The sequence below is a fragment of the Hymenobacter mucosus genome, from assembly GCF_900188255.1.
GTDB lineage: Bacteria > Bacteroidota > Bacteroidia > Cytophagales > Hymenobacteraceae > Hymenobacter > Hymenobacter mucosus.
In genome coordinates, this window is the sequence record NZ_FZNS01000013.1 from 83,584 (window position 1) to 100,226 (window position 16,643).

The 16,643-nt window shown below is 52.9% G+C and carries 11 protein-coding genes; 3 read left to right on the forward strand and 8 right to left on the reverse strand.

Going from position 1 to position 16,643, the window contains the following annotated elements; genetic code table 11:
- Nucleotides 1–15: 15 nt before the first annotated feature.
- The 5 genes from CHB83_RS20705 to CHB83_RS20725 all read right to left on the reverse strand — a co-directional run bounded on the left by CHB83_RS20705 (nt 16) and on the right by CHB83_RS20725 (nt 8,781).
- Nucleotides 16–3,315 (reverse strand): SusC/RagA family TonB-linked outer membrane protein, encoded by a 3,300-nt coding sequence (locus CHB83_RS20705; RefSeq protein WP_245855398.1) that lies wholly within the window; start codon nt 3,313–3,315, stop codon nt 16–18.
- A gap of 414 nt (nt 3,316–3,729) precedes the next feature.
- Complete coding sequence (locus CHB83_RS20710) at nt 3,730–4,887, reverse strand: Lnb N-terminal periplasmic domain-containing protein (protein ID WP_179225589.1); 1,158 nt, start codon at nt 4,885–4,887, stop codon at nt 3,730–3,732.
- A 273-nt stretch (nt 4,888–5,160) separates the two neighbouring features.
- Nucleotides 5,161–7,029 carry a beta-N-acetylhexosaminidase gene (locus tag CHB83_RS20715; protein ID WP_089334085.1) on the reverse strand — a complete coding sequence of 623 codons (1,869 nt, stop codon included), beginning with the start codon at nt 7,027–7,029 and terminating at the stop codon, nt 5,161–5,163.
- A gap of 112 nt (nt 7,030–7,141) precedes the next feature.
- A complete protein-coding gene (locus CHB83_RS20720) occupies nt 7,142–8,278 on the reverse strand; it encodes an HTTM domain-containing protein (RefSeq protein WP_089334086.1) in 1,137 nt (378 codons plus the stop codon).
- Nucleotides 8,263–8,781 carry a hypothetical protein gene (locus CHB83_RS20725; protein ID WP_045689766.1) on the reverse strand — a complete coding sequence of 173 codons (519 nt, stop codon included), beginning with the start codon at nt 8,779–8,781 and terminating at the stop codon, nt 8,263–8,265. The genes CHB83_RS20720 and CHB83_RS20725 overlap by 16 nt, the downstream gene beginning before the upstream one ends.
- Before the next feature lie 594 nt (nt 8,782–9,375).
- Between CHB83_RS20725 and CHB83_RS20730 the strand changes: the two genes are divergently transcribed.
- Nucleotides 9,376–9,801 carry a hypothetical protein gene (locus tag CHB83_RS20730; RefSeq protein WP_052695441.1) on the forward strand — a complete coding sequence of 142 codons (426 nt, stop codon included), beginning with the start codon at nt 9,376–9,378 and terminating at the stop codon, nt 9,799–9,801.
- A gap of 140 nt (nt 9,802–9,941) precedes the next feature.
- Here CHB83_RS20730 and CHB83_RS20735 read toward each other — a convergent pair whose 3' ends face one another.
- The gene (locus CHB83_RS20735; RefSeq protein WP_045690309.1) at nt 9,942–10,235 is read right to left on the reverse strand and encodes a hypothetical protein; all 294 of its coding nucleotides are present in this window, start codon (nt 10,233–10,235) and stop codon (nt 9,942–9,944) included.
- 427 nt (nt 10,236–10,662) lie between these two features.
- Here CHB83_RS20735 and CHB83_RS20740 point away from each other — a divergent pair, with 427 nt between their 5' ends.
- Nucleotides 10,663–11,895: an isocitrate dehydrogenase (NADP(+)) gene (locus CHB83_RS20740; protein WP_045690308.1), complete on the forward strand. Its 1,233-nt coding sequence runs from the start codon at nt 10,663–10,665 to the stop codon at nt 11,893–11,895.
- Nucleotides 11,896–12,004: 109 nt separating this feature from the next.
- Here CHB83_RS20740 and CHB83_RS20745 read toward each other — a convergent pair whose 3' ends face one another.
- Nucleotides 12,005–13,084: an NAD(P)-dependent alcohol dehydrogenase gene (locus CHB83_RS20745; protein WP_089334087.1), complete on the reverse strand. Its 1,080-nt coding sequence runs from the start codon at nt 13,082–13,084 to the stop codon at nt 12,005–12,007.
- A gap of 1,065 nt (nt 13,085–14,149) precedes the next feature.
- Here CHB83_RS20745 and CHB83_RS20755 point away from each other — a divergent pair.
- Nucleotides 14,150–15,373: a replication initiation protein gene (locus tag CHB83_RS20755; protein ID WP_045690705.1), complete on the forward strand. Its 1,224-nt coding sequence runs from the start codon at nt 14,150–14,152 to the stop codon at nt 15,371–15,373.
- Between the two features lie 366 nt (nt 15,374–15,739).
- On the opposite strand, the gene CHB83_RS20760 is transcribed toward CHB83_RS20755, so the two are convergent.
- Nucleotides 15,740–16,627 carry a M14 family metallopeptidase gene (locus tag CHB83_RS20760; protein ID WP_089334089.1) on the reverse strand — a complete coding sequence of 296 codons (888 nt, stop codon included), beginning with the start codon at nt 16,625–16,627 and terminating at the stop codon, nt 15,740–15,742.
- Between the last annotated feature and the right edge of the window lie 16 nt (nt 16,628–16,643).

Consider the following 16,643-nt stretch of genomic DNA (forward strand, 5'->3'; position numbering starts at 1 on the left):
CGAGAGATAAGGCAATTAATACGTTACACGCAGACCGATCAGGAAGGAACGGGTGCCAGGGTTATTAAAGTATTCCAGGCCCCGACCGTTTGTAGGGCCCGTTAGGTTGGTTTCAGGGTCAACTCCTTTGAACTCCTTGGTGAAGAGCAACAGATTACGACCTGTCAGCGTCAACTCTATATTGCTCAGCCGGGTCAGGCTACGGAATTTCTCAGAGCGCAGAGTGTATCCCAGTGTTAGCTCCCGCAAACGCGTCCAGGTAGCATCCTGAATGAACTGCTCGCCATTTACCCCAAATCCGCCACCATCCGTGGTGTACCAGCTTTCATCAAGGGCAACCTGAGGGCCATTGCCGAAACGATCTACCCGCCCCCGGAAAGTATAGCTACCATCACTGTTTGGCCGATAAGCTTGAGCAACCGTCTGACCAGTGTAGGTTTTGATAGCGGCTGCATCAACGGCAGAAAGAGTAGTTTCTACATCCGTAAACTTAGACGTGCCGAACGTACGCAGTACCCCTTCCGTACCCGCCCAGATATCTCCACCAAAAGAGGTTTCAAGGAGGGCGAACAAGCGCAAGCCTTTGTAAGACAGCGTGGTGTTTAACCCTGAGCGCCACTTAGGATTTGGGTCACCAATAATGCCTTCGGTGTCGGCGTTTACCGGGAAGCCATCCGTGTCAGTTACAATGGTGCCATCCTCGTTACGCTCGTAGCGCCCACCCCAAAGCACGCCCAGCGGCTGGCCTTCTACGGCGCGGGAGGAAACTCCGGTGAAGCCAGCCAGGAACAGTGACTCCGTTCCCGCTAAGGAAAGCACCTTGTTCCGATTGCGCGTCCAGTTGCCGCCTACGTTCCAGACAAAGTTGTCGGTTTTGATGATATCTGCTCCCAGATCTATTTCAATGCCTTTGTTCTGGATGGTACCAGCATTGCTAGTTTCCTGGTAATACCCTGAGGAAGTGGCAACTGGCACATCGAAGATGGCATCGACGGTTTTAGTTTGATAGTAGGTGCCACTCAGGCTAATTCTGTCTTGGATAAAGCGTAGATCAAGGCCTAGTTCTGCTTCGCGTTTCCGTTCTGGCTTTAGAAAAGGATTACGCCGAACATCATTGCGAGCGAAACTACCGGCGTAGGCCGACGCATCCAGGAAAGGGCCATAGCTCTCTGTGAAGCTAGCGGCTTGGTAAATGTCATTTACCACGTATACGCCCGGCTCAACCCCTACCTCTCCGTAGGCTGCACGCAGCTTGCCAAAACTCAGGATTCTGTTCTCAGACAGTAGTCCCAGCTTGGTAAACTGCCAGGCAACATCGACCGATGGATAGAAGAATAAGCTTTCTGTCTGGGGGCCGAACGTAGAAGCAGCCTCCGCTGCGGCGGTGCCATTCAAGAATAGTTGCTCGTTGAAAACAAGCCCTATTGTAGCATAGCCGCGTGAGTTACGACGCTTCGATTCGCTGTCAAAAGCAATCCGGTTGGCATTTGTAGAGTTGTTGAAGTAACTCTGCCCTTGCCGCTCATCTAAGATAAAGTTACGATACGTAGCTCCCAGGTTTTGGAATCGGCGTTGGTTAAAATTGATACCAGCCAAGATGTTACCGCTGAACTTGGCGCCAAAGGAGTGAGAGGCCCGCCCAAAGAAGTCGGCATTGTATTGAGTCTCGGTGATAGTTTGTTCCGTCGCCTCCCCGTTGGCATTGTTCTGCGCTGAGTTTTTCGGGAAAAAGCTAGTGCGGTAATCGGTATATGCATCGGCACCTACCCGCGCAGTGAAGTTTAACCACGGACGCGGATCTAGCCCCAATTCTACGGTGCCCAGGAAGCGGTCTACCTCGTTTGGGTTTTTCTGCTCGCGGGTGGTCCACAGCGCGTTATTGTAAGCAGGGCTAGCCGTTTCCCCGAGTTGGCGACGGTAAGAGCGTTGTCGGTTCAAAAAAGGAGCTCCAGAGGCGTCGAAGTACGTGCCAATAAAATCTTCCTGGTCGAAATCAGGGGCTTGGCGAAGAAAACCTAAGTAGAGCCCTGACGTGTTGGAGCCTTGCTGTATGCGGTTGGAGTTAATCTTTGAATAAGTGAAGTTGCCTCCTAAGCGCACAATATTGTTGAAGCGCTTTTCTGCATTCACCCGCGCCGTGGAGCGACGGTAGTCACTCCCTTGGCGAATAATGCCTTCTTGATTAAGGTCGGAGAGACTAATAAAAATATTCCCATCCTTATCACCAGCACTGAGGCTTAGGTTATTCTCTAGGAAATGACCCGTCTGGAATACTCCATCAAAGTTTTTGTCTAGGTAGGAAGTGCGGTCATTCTTTTTGGTAACAGGATAATACCGGGTACCATCAGCAGCCTGAAAGTAAGCGCCGGTCGTATTTACATCATCTGGTCCGCCGGCCCGTGAGGAAAGCTTGTCTCCCCAGGAGTTAGCGTTGTTGTTGGTGCCTGTGAAGCCAGTAGTTGGGTTGGTTGTACCGATGGCTGCTACCCCGCCTGAGCCACGTCCATACGATTGCTGCAAGTCGTGCTGATAAGAAATCTTATCTAGTGAGTAGGTAGCACCATATGTTACGCTAAGCTTCCCGGCAGCCGTACTACCTTTTTTGGTGGTAATAATAAGTACCCCACTAGCAGCTCTGGAGCCCCACAAAGCAGCCGCGGAGGCTCCTTTTAGAACCTGAATGGAAGCAATATCATTGGGGTTGATGTCGTTCAAGCGCGACTGCTGCGTTACGCCGTCTACTCCACCACCTAAGGTAGAATTGCTAATGGGTGTGCCATCAACTACTATCAAAGGCTGAACGTTACCGGTGATGGTGTTCTGTCCTCGAATCTGGATGTAAGCGCCAGCCCCTGGGTCACCGCTAGAGCGGGTAATTTGTACCCCGGAGGCTTTACCAGCCAAACCGGTGATAACGCTCGTTTCTCCCGATTGGGTCACGGCATTACCGCTTACGCGAGAAGTTGCGGTGCCTTGTTCATCACGTCTTTGTTCCAGGCCAAGCGCCGAAACTACTACCTCCCCAAGCTGCTTGGTATCAGCTGCCAGCGCTACATCGATGGTAGCAGCAGAGCCTACTGCTCGCTCAAGGTTGACGTACCCAATAGAGCTAAAAGTTAAGGTAGCAGCGTCGGTAGGGACATTGATAAGGTAAGCTCCATCGGAGTTGGTGGTGGCACCAGTAGTAGTTCCCTTCACTAGAACCGTTACCCCAGGAAGGCCTTGCCCTGTGCTACGATCAGTAACCCGCCCGGAAATTTGACGATTCTGTGCTACGGCCTGCTGCAACAGACCAACCATGAGTATGGGACTCATGAGTAAAGCTTTATTCATGGATAAACAGTAAAGGTGAATAGTGAACTATATTACACTTCTAACAAAAATTAGAAGTATGGGCTAACATAGTCAATTTGATCTTATAATCAATAATTTATAATTTTTCTGGGAAGAAAAGCTTAGCCGTTGATGCCGTACGTGGGGTAGTGATTAGCAAGTAAAATGCGCTTATCACGATTGACGCGCCAATGAATTCCGGGTCTGCTTGTGCCTCCGGAAAACTACCCCAAGGGCAAGCACAATGATAAAACTTGCACACCCGCTGCCTTATGCAAGTGCTTCTAAAGGTAGAGGCGCACGTATGCTGCAAACTACGGCAGTGTAGCTCTGCACCTATTTTACTATAGTCAACAAGTCTTTTCTATCACAGATAGTAGCTCTATAGCTAGTAAGCTACCCGGTGTTATGTACTACGCTGAAGGAATCCTCCCAACCGTTGGTGCCTTCCTGCTTTGAGCCTTTGCCCCAAGTACGTAGCCATAGTAGGTTGCCTGCCAATAAGGCGAGTAGGGCTCCCACTTCTGGTAGCAGTTGCACGTATCCTGTTACAAGGGTTAGTAAGCTGCCGATTATAAGTAGGGCTAAAGAAATGACTATATAGGTACGCCACCAGGAACACGGGCGCGCAACCAGCACTAGGTGGCTTGGCAGTAGCCATAGCAGCTGATAGTTAGCTTGCACGGGTGTATGCAAGGAGGCTAAGCTAAGTGCAGTAAGTAAGCCGCCAAGCAATGCAGTAGCACCGAATAGTACTTGCACATGAAGGCGACGCAGCCAGGTAGGGCAATGAGTCCATCGCCACATAAGTAAGCTCCACGCCATCCAGCCTAGAAGTAGCCCCATTGGGGCAAAGGCGGCGTGGGAAGCGGTACGGCTGCTGGCCGTTACTACTTGGTGCTGCCGGGCTACGAATGGCCGACCTTTTCGAGTAGCTTTTGCCAGGGCGCGCTGTAGTTCCAAGGGTAGGAAGAGGCGCTGGCGGAAGTGCGTAGCTCGATCAGCAGGCCAGCCTAAACCGATGTTCATACCCAGTTTCACCCATGGAGCGGGCCGCAGGTAAGATACTAACAGCTGACGGTACGTAGCAGCAGGGCTTACTTGGGATGAATCCAGACGTAGTGGAGTATCTACACTGGCATTGAGTACTTCGAAGAGGCGAGTGGAGCAATTATCCGCAAAAAACTGGTATTGATAGTACTTAGCCGGAGAGTGTAAGGTACTTTCCAGGTGCGAGTATGCCCGTTGCACCTCCCGGGGCTCTAAGGCCAGCACTTGCTCCGATACGGCCCGGCCTTCTTGCTCGTAGGCTCGTTGGAAGTTCCTGAAGGGTACTACAGATAGAAAATAGCGCAAATCGCCCCGCAGGAAGCGCCAGTAAAAATGCGACGTTTGAAAATTGAAAGTTCCGTAGTTGTAAACCTGGTCTAGGCCCCGTACTGGATCCGCTACGCGCAGGGCCGAATGACCAAATAAGGCGTAGGTTTCAGTGCCTGGCGCGCAGGTTATCAAGCTAATGGTAGCTGCCTCAGACAAGCGGACGGGCTTGGCCAAGCAGGATATCCCGTTTCCTATGCACACCAGGCACCATACCAGCCACCACCGACAGGAAGCTAGCCATTGCATGGTAACGGACGGGAGTAGTCTATGGGGGAAATGATGCCGAAAACCGCAGTTGGCATAGTGCCAGTAATCATACAGACGACGTAATGTATTCAAGCCGAACGCGTTGCCGCATAAGAAGCTCCTACGCAGCCTAAACCACACCAGCATCATTCTTAACGAGTACGAAAGTGCTTGTCAACTTCTATCCTGGGTATCCTAAAATCAATTCACAACCACCTCTGCCGGGGGGCTTTTTCGTCCGTTGGGGGCAATGGTGATGGCGCGCACGGTAAGCTGGCGATTTAGCGGTACGGTGATGGGCTTGGTATACAGCTCCGTGGTTTCGTCGGGCAGCTTGCCGTCGAGGGTGTAGCGGATTTGGGCTCCGGGCACTACGGAGCGGAGCGTAAAAACGGCTTTCCCATCTTGCTTGACCATGCTGGCCGCATCCAGGCCAAGGGGCTCAGGCACCCGGTAGTTGATCTTATGCTGATCTAGGCGGGCAAACTGCTTGCCCAAGCGGGGTAGAAAATCGGCGTAGTTTTTTTGGGCGGCGGGTGTCCAGGCTACTTCAGACACGGCCAGCAGGCGCGGAAATAGCATGTACTCTGCTTTTTCAGGAGTGGTAATGTACTCCGTCCACAAGTTGGCCTGGGACCCCAGGATGTGCTGCTGCTGCTCGGGGGTTAGCTCCTTGGGCAAAGGGTTGTAGCCGTATACCTTCGCCAGTGGCACGTAGCCCCCAATCATGAGCGGCTCGTGGGGGCTGTGCGGCACGGGGTTCTGGCCGGCATCAAGGTAGAGGAATCCGGCGGGCGTCATCACCACGTCGTTGCCGCGCTTGGCGGCCTCAATACCACCTTGCTCGCCCCGCCAACTCATTACGGTGGCCGTAGGGGCAATGCCGCCTTCCAGAATTTCGTCCCAGCCGATGAGCTTCTTTCCTTTTGAAGTCAAAAAGGCCTCAATGCGGCGGTTAAACCAGCCTTGCACCTTCTCTACATCCGTGATGTTCTCGCGCTTCATGATTTCCTGTACCGCCGCACTCTCCTTCCAGCGTGCTTTCGGCGCTTCATCGCCGCCGATGTGGAAGTACTTGCCCGGAAACAGGGCGGCCACTTCCGTCAGGACGTTTTCGAAAAACTGAAACGTGGGCTCCGTCGGGCACACAATATCTTCGTTCACGCCCCACTGAGTCCAGGTTTCGTAGGGGCCGGGCTTGCAGGCCAGCTCGGGGTAGGCCGCTAGAATGGCCACGGAGTGCCCCGGCATTTCTATTTCGGGTACAATGGTGATGTAGCGCTGCTGAGCATAGGCTACTACTTCCTTAATTTGCTCTTGAGTGTAGAAGCCGCCGTAGGGTTGGCCATCGTACTTGAAATCGGCGGGCGTTTTAAAGGTCTGTTGGGCTCCCAGCAGGGTTTCCTTGCGGAAGGCACTGATTTGGGTTAGCTTCGGATACCGCTTGATTTCGATGCGCCAGCCCTGGTCATCAGTAAGATGCCAGTGAAAGGTGTTGAGCTTATAGGCCGCCAGAAAATCAATGTAGCGCTTCACAAACGCTACCGGGAAGAAGTGCCGGCAAACGTCGAGCATACCCCCCCGCCACCGGAACGCGGGTTGGTCGGTGATGCGCACGTAGGGTACCGGTGTGGTAGCTGCTGACTGCACGGGGAGCAGTTGCAGAAACGTCTGGCTGCCGTAGAGCAACCCGGCTCCGGTAGCGGCCGTGATGCCCACGCCCGTTTTATCAACTACCAGTTGGTAGCCCTCGGGGTTGGCCATGGTGGCCGTGCGCAGCCGGATGTGAGCGTCCTGGCTGGTGGTGGTTAGCGCCACCGTTTTGCCGAGCGGGGCCAACAGCCCGCGCAGCAGCGTAGCCACGTTGCGCGCGTCGGGGGTGGTAGCAAATACGCGCACCGTTTGCGGCAAGGAATAAGTAGCAGCGTAGGCTTTTACTTCGCGGGGCAAGGGCACTAGGCCCAGGCGCTGGGTGGGTACTTCCTGCTGAGCCAGGCCAGGCTTACTCAGCAAGAGGCTTAGGCCACATACGCCCACACAGCGGGCAGCAAACGATGAAAGAACGGGCATGACGGTTGGGAAGGACAGTAGAGAGGCCGGGGAAGAACAATTTGAGCCCCTAACGTAAGCATCTTGCCGGTCAACTGCTTACTGCCCTGCTCCTATTCCTTCTCGCGCTGACTTACTGCGCCACGGAAGTAGCACCCTCGGGCACGGCCCTGAAGCCAGGTACTACCCGCACTAGTTGGCGCTTCACCAGGGTTTTCGCTCCGGCCGGCACCTGTGCAAACACCCAGCGCCAGTCAATAAGGAGAAAGCACAAGGCCTGATAGTCAATGAAGGGCAGGTTCATTAGGAAGCCAATGGACTTGTGCATCAGAATGGCGCCGAGAAGGTACAGCACGCGGGGCCAGCCGCTCAGCAGCAACGTGAAGGCGCAAAGCTCAAACAAGGTAGCTGCAATGGCGAACACCTGAATGTAGAGCGGGGTAGCCGTAATGAAATGGCCTACCTTCTGCCAAAAAGGGCTACCCTGGCGGTTGCCGTAGGAGTAAGTATAGATGCCGAATCCGTCCTTCCACTTCTCCTGCTGGGGCACATCGGGGGGGCCAATATACATCGGCTTGTTGCCGGGGGTGTAGGGGTTAGCGCTGCCGTCCAGGTAATGAGTTAGGGTCTGACCATCCAGCCATTCCATTCCGCCGTAGCGCACCTTGGAAACGCCCGCTGTGAAGTACGTGCAGGCTAGCAGAATAAGGATGAGCTTGTAGCCCCACGCGGGCACGGGTGGCCCCGCTAGCACCCGCCACAACGGCTTCTGCGGGCCGCTGGGTTGCTTGCTGAGGGTGCCCAGTAGCCGGTCAACGGAGAAGCTGGTGGAGCCCGGAGCTACGGATAGAACCAATAGCACCTGCGAAATCAGGCTGGCCTCGTGATTGAAAAAGCCTCGGGAAACGTCAATATCCACAAGGTAGATAGTAGCCAGCCCGAAGATGAACAAGGCCGGGCGGGTACCAAGTCCTAGTGCCGCGCACCCCGCCACCACGTAGTAGAGCACGGCAAACGGCTGCGCGTACTCTGGGGCCAGCGGGAATGGCAGGCCCAGCAGTTTGATGAGCATGCTGGGCTCGTGCAGCTTGTCTAGGGCCGGGTTGATAAAGGTTAGCCCTTGCATCCACTCATAATCCCGAAATACCTGGTAGGCGCACAAAATGGGCAATACAATGCGAATCAGGCCGAGGGGTTGGAAGCGGCTTTTCTCGAAGAAGTAAGCGTTCAAGGCTGACGTCCACTTACGGGAGGCTAGTTGCTTTTCCATACGTGCGTGAATTTTTGAGCTTGAACTGCGTAATACCCTACTACATGCTTTTCTTGCAGCTTATAGCGCCGGTTGTAGCGGCTTATTTCTAGTCGGATGGTGTCTACTGGTGCTGCACCGGTGGCTAGGTCGGTAGCAAAGTAGTGGGTGAAGAACGTACTCATTCGGTTTTCGAACTGCGCTTTCGTGTCCTGCTCAAAGTAGCCCAGGGGCGACTTGGCTTCCGCCGACCCGTAGATCTTATTGAGGAAGAAGCGCATGGTGGCGTAGTTCCTGGCGTGCGCATCGTTCTTGTTTAGCCCCGGGTACAGTGCTTTCTCCGTCTGGCCCTTTGTGCCCACAAAGTCAATGTCGTAGAAATTCGTGTCGTCGCCAATGTAGTGCGCAAACATGGGCGCGGGTGTAAATGGAAACGACTCCTTCCCCTGAACGATGGAGCACAAATTGGGCCCAATGAAGGCACACATGACGCCAACTGCGGCCGCCTTTTGAATTGGTTTCATAGCAATGAGTAGTAAGTAATCTTATCAGAAGCAGTGGCCCGCGGAAGCAGTAGAAGACTACTATGCAGGACAGGTAAGTGCCAATAGATCATGGCAATAGCAGTACTTTGCCAGTCAATATATGAATATCAAAATTATATTTTGCATACATACTATCTCACTGCATATTCTTTGGTATGCTCTGTACTAGCAATGACTCGAGTTCGTCGGCTTTAATTCGCGTTTTCTGCGCCTGGTTTCGCCCCCGATTGAGAACTGTCCAGCGTCTGACCTGATCGGCCTACTGGAATTGGATGATGTATTGACGACGGCGCCCAAATCCATAGCTCATATTGAGCCCCGCCTAGCGTCCAAAGGCCTTGCGGTGAAACGCATAGGTATCCCATCATAGATAAACTCTACCCGCAGATTACAAACGTGTTACCATCGGTTACTTTAAGGTGGCTTGTCACTTTTCAGCACAACAGTTAGCCATGCAGAACTAGAATCCGTACTAAGCCAGTTGGCTAGGTATATTTCTAGCCGTACTCTAGGTGTGTAGCTAGCTGCACTACTGGAGTTTCCGCCTCCTGCTCGCCCCCTCAGCAACCATCCATGCCTACAGAATTAATCAACGGATTCGGCGAAGTCTATCTAACCATTGACTACGATGCCACCGGCCCGTGGGTGTACAATAATTGGATTGGTCCTCAGACATATACGGGCATTATCAGTGGGGCCGATGCCTGCCTGCACCCCCTACGTGAGCACGAGTGCGCCTACCTACTCAACGACAACCGGCAGGTAGTGGGCCACTGGGACCACGCCGTTGAGTGGATTATAAGCAATTGGGCTCCGCGCGCCACGGCGCAAGGCCTGACGCACTTTGCCAACGTCATCAGTCAGGAGGAGCTAGCCGCTATTTCAGCGGAAGCAATGCGCGTTGGCCTTAGCAACCGCCTGCAAATGCGCATGTTTGGTACCATTGAGGAAGCCCAAGCGTGGCTCCGCGAGGCTCATCAACAAGCAACCCAAGGATAATCTAGATCTGCTTTCAATGCGTCAGCACTGTGCTTCTACAGCGCCGCAAAAGGCCAAATGCTACGACGGCCCGGACTGTATAGTCCGGGCCGTCGTAGCATTTGGCCTTTTGCGCGGCTTGTACTCTGCGCAACTAGCTTTTAGGGGTTGATCTGGCTTTTAGACGAAGTTGTTTTGGTTGACGTAGCGCGCTTGGGAGCCTGCCGCTTGGTCCTAGACGACGTTGTACGGCCTCTAGGAGCAGGTGAGGCCGTGGAGGTTTCTACGCCGGTTGTTTTAGGCGCGTCAGCGCGGTCGGCTCCTACGTTCTTGGTGCCCGATACGGTGGGGTTAGCGCCGGTAGTAGCGCCGGTAGGCGTTGCGTTGGGAGTAGTTTGCGCGTAGCTGAGAGTTGCACAGCCGAGAAGAGCGGCAAGTAGGAAGGCAGATTTCATAAGGCAGGAGAAAGGATACAGTACTGCTTTACGAATAGCAGCAGGTAGCGTTAGCCCACCTGCCCACTAACTACGCCCGAGGCAGGCATAGCACAGAAAAATGTACGCTCCCAGAATACCACTAGTACTACGGGCAGGTGCGCGCGTAGTGGCGGCTGGCAGAGGGCATTGCGGATAGTCGTACTGATTGAGCAGAAATAGCTCATTTGAAATGCACTAGCCTTGCCTAGGCTTGCGCTACTAGCTACGCCGCCCTAGCCTACCGCCGAGCCTGTGCTTGCCTTGCCCAAAGACCGGCAGGCCGAACTAGTAGGCCTTTGCATGGGCCAACCAAGCGGCATATTAGATTCGACAAGCCAGAGTCCGTATTATTGGGGGTCACACGAGTGACGAAAAAGACCATCCCATACCAGACCCCCCACAGGTAATGACAAAAATTAAGGTAGCAAACCCCGTAGTAGAACTCGATGGCGACGAAATGACGCGCATCATTTGGAAGTTCATCAAAGACAAACTCATTACCCCTTATCTTGAACTGGACATCAAGTACTACGATTTGGGCATTGAGTACCGGGACGAAACCAACGACCAGGTAACCATTGATGCGGCCAACGCTATCCGCGAGTACGGGGTAGGTATCAAATGTGCTACCATTACGCCCGACGAAGACCGCGTAAAGGAGTTCAACCTGAAGCAGATGTGGAAGTCGCCCAACGGCACTATCCGCAACATCCTAGACGGCACCGTATTCCGTGAGCCCATCGTGACCAGCAACGTGCCGCGCCTCGTGCCAAACTGGACTGCTCCTATCTGCATCGGCCGTCACGCCTTCGGCGACCAGTACCGCGCTACAGACTTTGTAACCAAAGGCAAGGGTAAACTCAAGATTACTTTCACGCCCGAGGATGGCGGCGAAGAGCAGTCGTTTGAAGTGTTCAACTTCAAGAGCGACGGCGTGGCCCTAGCCATGTATAACACCGACGAGTCGATCCGCGGCTTTGCCCACGCCTGCTTCAACCAGGCCCTGATGAAAGGCTGGCCCTTGTACCTCTCCACCAAAAACACCATCCTCAAAAAGTACGATGGTCGTTTCAAGGACATCTTCCAGGAAATCTACGAGCAGGACTACCAGACTAAGTTCAAGGAAGCCGGCATTACCTACGAGCACCGCCTGATTGACGATATGGTAGCCTCTGCCCTGAAGTGGAACGGCAACTTCGTGTGGGCCTGCAAAAACTACGATGGCGACGTGCAGAGCGACACCGTAGCGCAAGGCTTTGGCTCCCTGGGCCTGATGACCTCGACGCTGGTAACGCCCGACGGCAAGACGATGGAAGCGGAAGCAGCGCACGGCACTGTGACGCGCCACTACCGCGACCACCAAGCGGGCAAGCCTACCTCTACCAACCCCATTGCTTCCATCTTCGCCTGGACGCGCGGACTGGAGTTCCGCGGTATCCTCGACGGCAACCAGGAGCTGATTGACTTCTGCAAGGCACTGGAAGCTGTGTGCGTTGAAACCGTAGAAAGCGGCAAAATGACTAAAGACCTGGCTGTATGCATCCACGGCAACAAGGTGGAGCATGGCCGCGACTACCTCTACACGGAGGAATTCCTCGAAGCCCTCGACGAGAACCTAAAAGCCAAGTTGAGCAAGTAAGCCAACGGATTTCCATAACCAAAAAGCCCATCCGAGTCTCGGATGGGCTTTTTGGTTGGGAAGTATACTGCCAGCAGTTAGCGGCTGAAGCTTGCGCCGTGACCATGCACTACGCTTCCTGTTTGAGTGATTCCATATCAATGACATAGCGGAAGCGCACTTCCTCGTCCTGCATCTTGTCGTAGGCTTTGTTGATGTCCTGAATATTGATCATCTCCACCTCGGGCAGTATCTGATGCTGGGCGCAGAACTCAAGTACCTCCTGAGTTTCGGCAATGCTACCAATGATGGAGCCCGACACGGAACGGCGGTGCATGGCTACTTCTTGGTTGTTGAGGGGCGCTTTATAAGGTCCTATCAAGCCCACCGTGGTAATTACGCCGTTGCGCTTGGCTAGCTTCACATACTCGTTCACATCGAACGCATCTGGAATGGTAATGAGAATGAAGTCGAACTTCAACTCATGAGCCTTCATGGCGTCCGCATCAGTAGAGAGTAGCACCTCGTGGGCTCCCAGCTTCTCGGCAGCAGCCTGTTTCTCCTTAGTCGTGGTAATGGCCGTGACGGTAGCTCCCAGGGCCCGCGCCAACTGCACTGCCATGTGGCCCAGCCCACCGAGCCCTACTACTGCCACGCTCTGACCGGGCCCTACCTGCCAGTATTTCAGCGGCGAGTAGGTAGTGATGCCAGCGCAGAGAATGGGAGCCGCCGCTTTTATGTCTAGTGCCTCTGGAATGCGCAGCACAAATGACTCCTTCACCACAATGTTGGTGGAGTAGCCACCAAAGGTGTTGAAGTCCTTGTTTTGAGGTTTCATGTAGCCGTTGTAAGTAGCCGTCCAGCTAACGGGACCCTCGCAGTAGTTCTCTTCTTGCTCCTGGCAAGCTGGGCAAGTGCCGCAAGAATCTATCATACATCCTACTCCTACCACGTCGCCCACCTGAAACTTAGACACACTACTGCCTACCTCAATAACTCGTCCGATGATTTCGTGGCCGGGTACGCATGGGTAAATGGTATTGTGCCAGTCATTTTTCACCTGATGTAAATCGGAGTGGCATACTCCGCAGTACAAAATATCGATATGAACTTCGTCGGCTTTAGGAGCATGCCGCTCAATTTCCATTTCCGATAAACCATTGAAAATAGAGTTGGTAGCACCGTAGGCTTTGGTTTTGAATACGTCCATTGTGGAGTGGCTGTGAGCAAGAGGATGAAAGAAAAACAGCAGCACTTAACAGGCCAATAGTGGCTTGCTTAGGGTTGTGATGTTCCTAACGGTTTTCCAGCTTAAAGGGAGAAGCATTCTACCTATAAAACTATGACTTTATGCTAGCTCCGTGCTCCTAATGGTCATCATGCTATCCTCTGATCTACAAGGGGGTAGACGCCAATTTCTACTAACTTCAAGGTAAATAATAGTACTAAAACTGGTATAAATTTTTTACTATTATTTACCTTCTAGTTGAGGCAAAATACCAGCCTTTTTTCCCTAGTACAAACCGTTCTATAATCATATACTGTTAGTTTTTGCATCTATGCTACTTATCTAAAGCAGACTTCATCTTACTGGAAAAGTTCTATACGCTCATTGGCACCGCTTAGAATTTAACAGCAGCTCGCAAGACGTGTACCTATTACAAAAAGCACGAATTCAACTAGGCTCCCTTCCATGCTAATTGCTTAACTGCATGACTGTTTTCGTGCTTTTTGTAATAGGCTGCCTAGCGAGGTAAGATAGTACACTTGCTTTCGTGCTTTTTGTAATAGGGCAAACCGTTATATCGTGTATTCAATAGTAAATATATATTACACACAATCTGCTGTAAAGCAATGATTTAACCATTTATTATTCTCTTAACCCTATTACAAAAAGCACGAATTTCCGCGCCGCCGCCCAATTAACCAACCTTACGCTAGCTCAGCATCTAAACTCGATGCTATCCGCCATTTTTAGCCCTAAACACTCAAAAAAAGACCACCCCTTTTAAACGGTAGTTTTCCTTATTTATAATATTACCTAATATTATAGGGTCCATAACTATTTGAATAACATATGGTTGCAAGCAAACTCTATTACAAAAAGCACGAATTGCCTATTACAAAAAGCACGAAAGGTTATTACAAAAAGCACGAATTGCCTATTACAAAAAGCACGAAATATGCGGGCTACCCTATTACAAAAAGCACGAATGCCTATTACAACTTATTTTTTTGTAATACCTTTCCTGTCTGAACCGCTTTACCAGTTGCCATGCAGGGAGATCTTTTTGCTCATGAGAAACCCGAGCCCGACAGCAAATTGGTTGTCCAGCGTAACGACTTAGTCAACGCGCGGTTTGCCCTCACCACTTTGGAAATGCGTTTGTTCATGGCCATGCTATCCCGCATTGAGCGGGAAGACACGGAATTTCATGAACTCCATATTCCCGTGACGGAAGTAGTAGCCGTTTCCGGGCGTCGCCCTAGCAGCAACGACTACCAGCAGCTAAAGGATATGTGTGCCTTACTGGCTTCCCGCGTGCTGTACATTGAGCGCCCTAGCAAGAAGAAGTCGAAACGAGCAGGTCAGGGTATTGAAGAGGCACCCAGCTTCTCCAATACCCCCCTGATGGCCTACGCCGACTACAATAGCGAGGAGCGCGCCCTGGTGGTGCGGTTTAATGATCGGGTTCGGGAGCACCTGCTCCAGCTCAACGAGGGAAACTTTACCCAGGCCCAGCTCATGCAGTTGTTGAAGCTGAAGAGTGCCCACTCCTACCGCATTTATTGGCTGTTGAAGCAGTACGGAAGCTTTGGTACGCGCACAATCCGCGTGGATGAGTTAAAGAGGGTACTCGACCTGGAGGGCCAATACAAGCAGTTTCCGCTGTTTAAGCTGCGGGTCCTCGACCGGGCTCAGCAAGAATTGGCTCAAACGAACCTAGCCTTCCAGTACGACCTGATTCGGGGAAAAAGCAACAGTGTGGAGGAAATTCGCTTCCGCTTCGAGCCCGTGACCAATGAAGTGCTGCTCCCTTCCCTACCGGCCACCACCGAATGGCAAAAGGTATTGCTGGAAGTAGGCGTATCGGCCAGTAGTATTGCAGCCGTTGGAGAACTTATCGACAAAGGCGACATAGAGCCAGGCTACGTGCAGTACGTGGTGCACCAGCAACGCAGCAAGAGTAGCCAGGGAAAGATTAAGAGCTTAGCCGGGGCTGTGTTCACGTCTATTACCAAAGGGCATTTGGTGGAAGACTACCACAAAATGGTTCAGCAGCGGCAAAAGACGTCCGGCCGCAAGCCGGCCTCGTCTTCCCACCAGCTCATTCGCATCCGGCTCCAGGAAGCTCGGGAAGCCTTTGAGGTGATGCAGCACAAGAAAACGGCTAAGGGCACCACTTTCGAGGAGAATTTGGAGTTGGTGTACTTGTCGCAAGGGTTTCGCCAGGAGAAGGATGCCCAGGGTATTGAGTGGCTGATTAAAGAAGCCTAGCCTCTCTCCTACCCTAGCACTTAGGCGCCGAGCATACTTTGGAAGCACACCTACGAACTATACCCTATTAAAAAAGGGCTAGAAGGCTGCTCGTACGCCCAATATCAGAGGAGGACAGAAGTACAAGCAGCTTTCTAGCCCTTTTTAGGGGGGTACAAGGCATGATTAGGGTAACTACGGCCCTGGAGGCTACAGGCGGGTAGTTAGTGGCACATGCCCAATATTTAGCAAGCTTTCTCCCTTGCTGATGGGTGGGGTAGCTGTCATGTAAAGCACTACCCCATCAACGGGGGCTACTACATCGGCAACCGGGGTTCCGAACAGGTCGGTGAGGTAGCCTAGCTTGCGGCCCTTGTGAATTAGCTCTCAGGCTTTTACCTGCGGGTAGAAAAAGCCCGTGTGAGAGCTAGTGACGGTAGTTCGCTGCGCGATTAGCAGCGGAGTGGTCGCAAGCGGTTTGTCGCCGATTATGTCCAAATGACCAAGCAGACGATAGAGCGCCTGTTTGATTTGCGCTACGGCATCTACCTCGGGCAAGCCGAAGCGGCCGCATTCAATATCAACGGCGGGGATGCCGCGCTTGATGGCTTCGCGGGAGCAGTACACGGCAGCTTGGTCTTGTAAGCTGGCTTCATTACCGAACTGCACCACGTAGGGAAACCCCAACGCTGTAGCCATTTGCCGCCCGGTTTCGGATAGCGCCGGAGTGTCGAAGTAGTTGTAGTAGCCGGCATAGGGACGCAAGTCATCGAGGGCGTCGCCGGCGTGCACATCAATGACGTGGGTACAACGCGCCATAACGTCGTTGCCCAGCCGCCACGCCAGGCGCTCGGTGATGGTTCCGTCCGCTTTACCAGGAAACACGCGGTTAAGGTTCTTCTCGTCCTGAGGGTTTACCTGAATGCGCCGCCCTAGGAAACCAGATACGTTGGCTAGATGCACCAAAATGACCGTGCCACGCAGTTGAGCAGGGTCGAGTTCTTGAGCTAGCTGCTGCGCCGCCAGAATAGGCGGGTATTCGTAGCCGTGCACCCCAGCAATGATGCCCAATACCGGGCCCGGCCGGCGGCCATGAAAGACCGTTACGGGTACTACGGCGGTATCTTGACCCGCCGTTACGTAAAGCAGCGTAGCCACCTTACGCCCGGGTGCTACTGATTGTCCGTTAAACAAAAAGGGCTTTGGAAGTGCTACTGCAAGTACTTGGGTAAAGAAAAACAGCGCCGAAAGCAGGAAGAAAAAACGAAGCGGCATAAGCAGGAAATGACAG

Coding starts and splice junctions, on each gene's coding strand:
- CHB83_RS20760 (WP_089334089.1), bottom strand. CDS start 16,627: ATGCCGCTTCGTTTTTTCTTCCTGCTTTCGGCGCTGTTTTTCTTTACC.
- CHB83_RS20740 (WP_045690308.1), top strand. CDS start 10,663: ATGACAAAAATTAAGGTAGCAAACCCCGTAGTAGAACTCGATGGCGAC.
- CHB83_RS20720 (WP_089334086.1), bottom strand. CDS start 8,278: ATGGAAAAGCAACTAGCCTCCCGTAAGTGGACGTCAGCCTTGAACGCT.
- CHB83_RS20745 (WP_089334087.1), bottom strand. CDS start 13,084: ATGGACGTATTCAAAACCAAAGCCTACGGTGCTACCAACTCTATTTTC.
- CHB83_RS20730 (WP_052695441.1), top strand. CDS start 9,376: ATGCCTACAGAATTAATCAACGGATTCGGCGAAGTCTATCTAACCATT.
- CHB83_RS20715 (WP_089334085.1), bottom strand. CDS start 7,029: ATGCCCGTTCTTTCATCGTTTGCTGCCCGCTGTGTGGGCGTATGTGGC.
- CHB83_RS20755 (WP_045690705.1), top strand. CDS start 14,150: ATGCAGGGAGATCTTTTTGCTCATGAGAAACCCGAGCCCGACAGCAAA.
- CHB83_RS20735 (WP_045690309.1), bottom strand. CDS start 10,235: ATGAAATCTGCCTTCCTACTTGCCGCTCTTCTCGGCTGTGCAACTCTC.
- CHB83_RS20705 (WP_245855398.1), bottom strand. CDS start 3,315: ATGAGTCCCATACTCATGGTTGGTCTGTTGCAGCAGGCCGTAGCACAG.
- CHB83_RS20725 (WP_045689766.1), bottom strand. CDS start 8,781: ATGAAACCAATTCAAAAGGCGGCCGCAGTTGGCGTCATGTGTGCCTTC.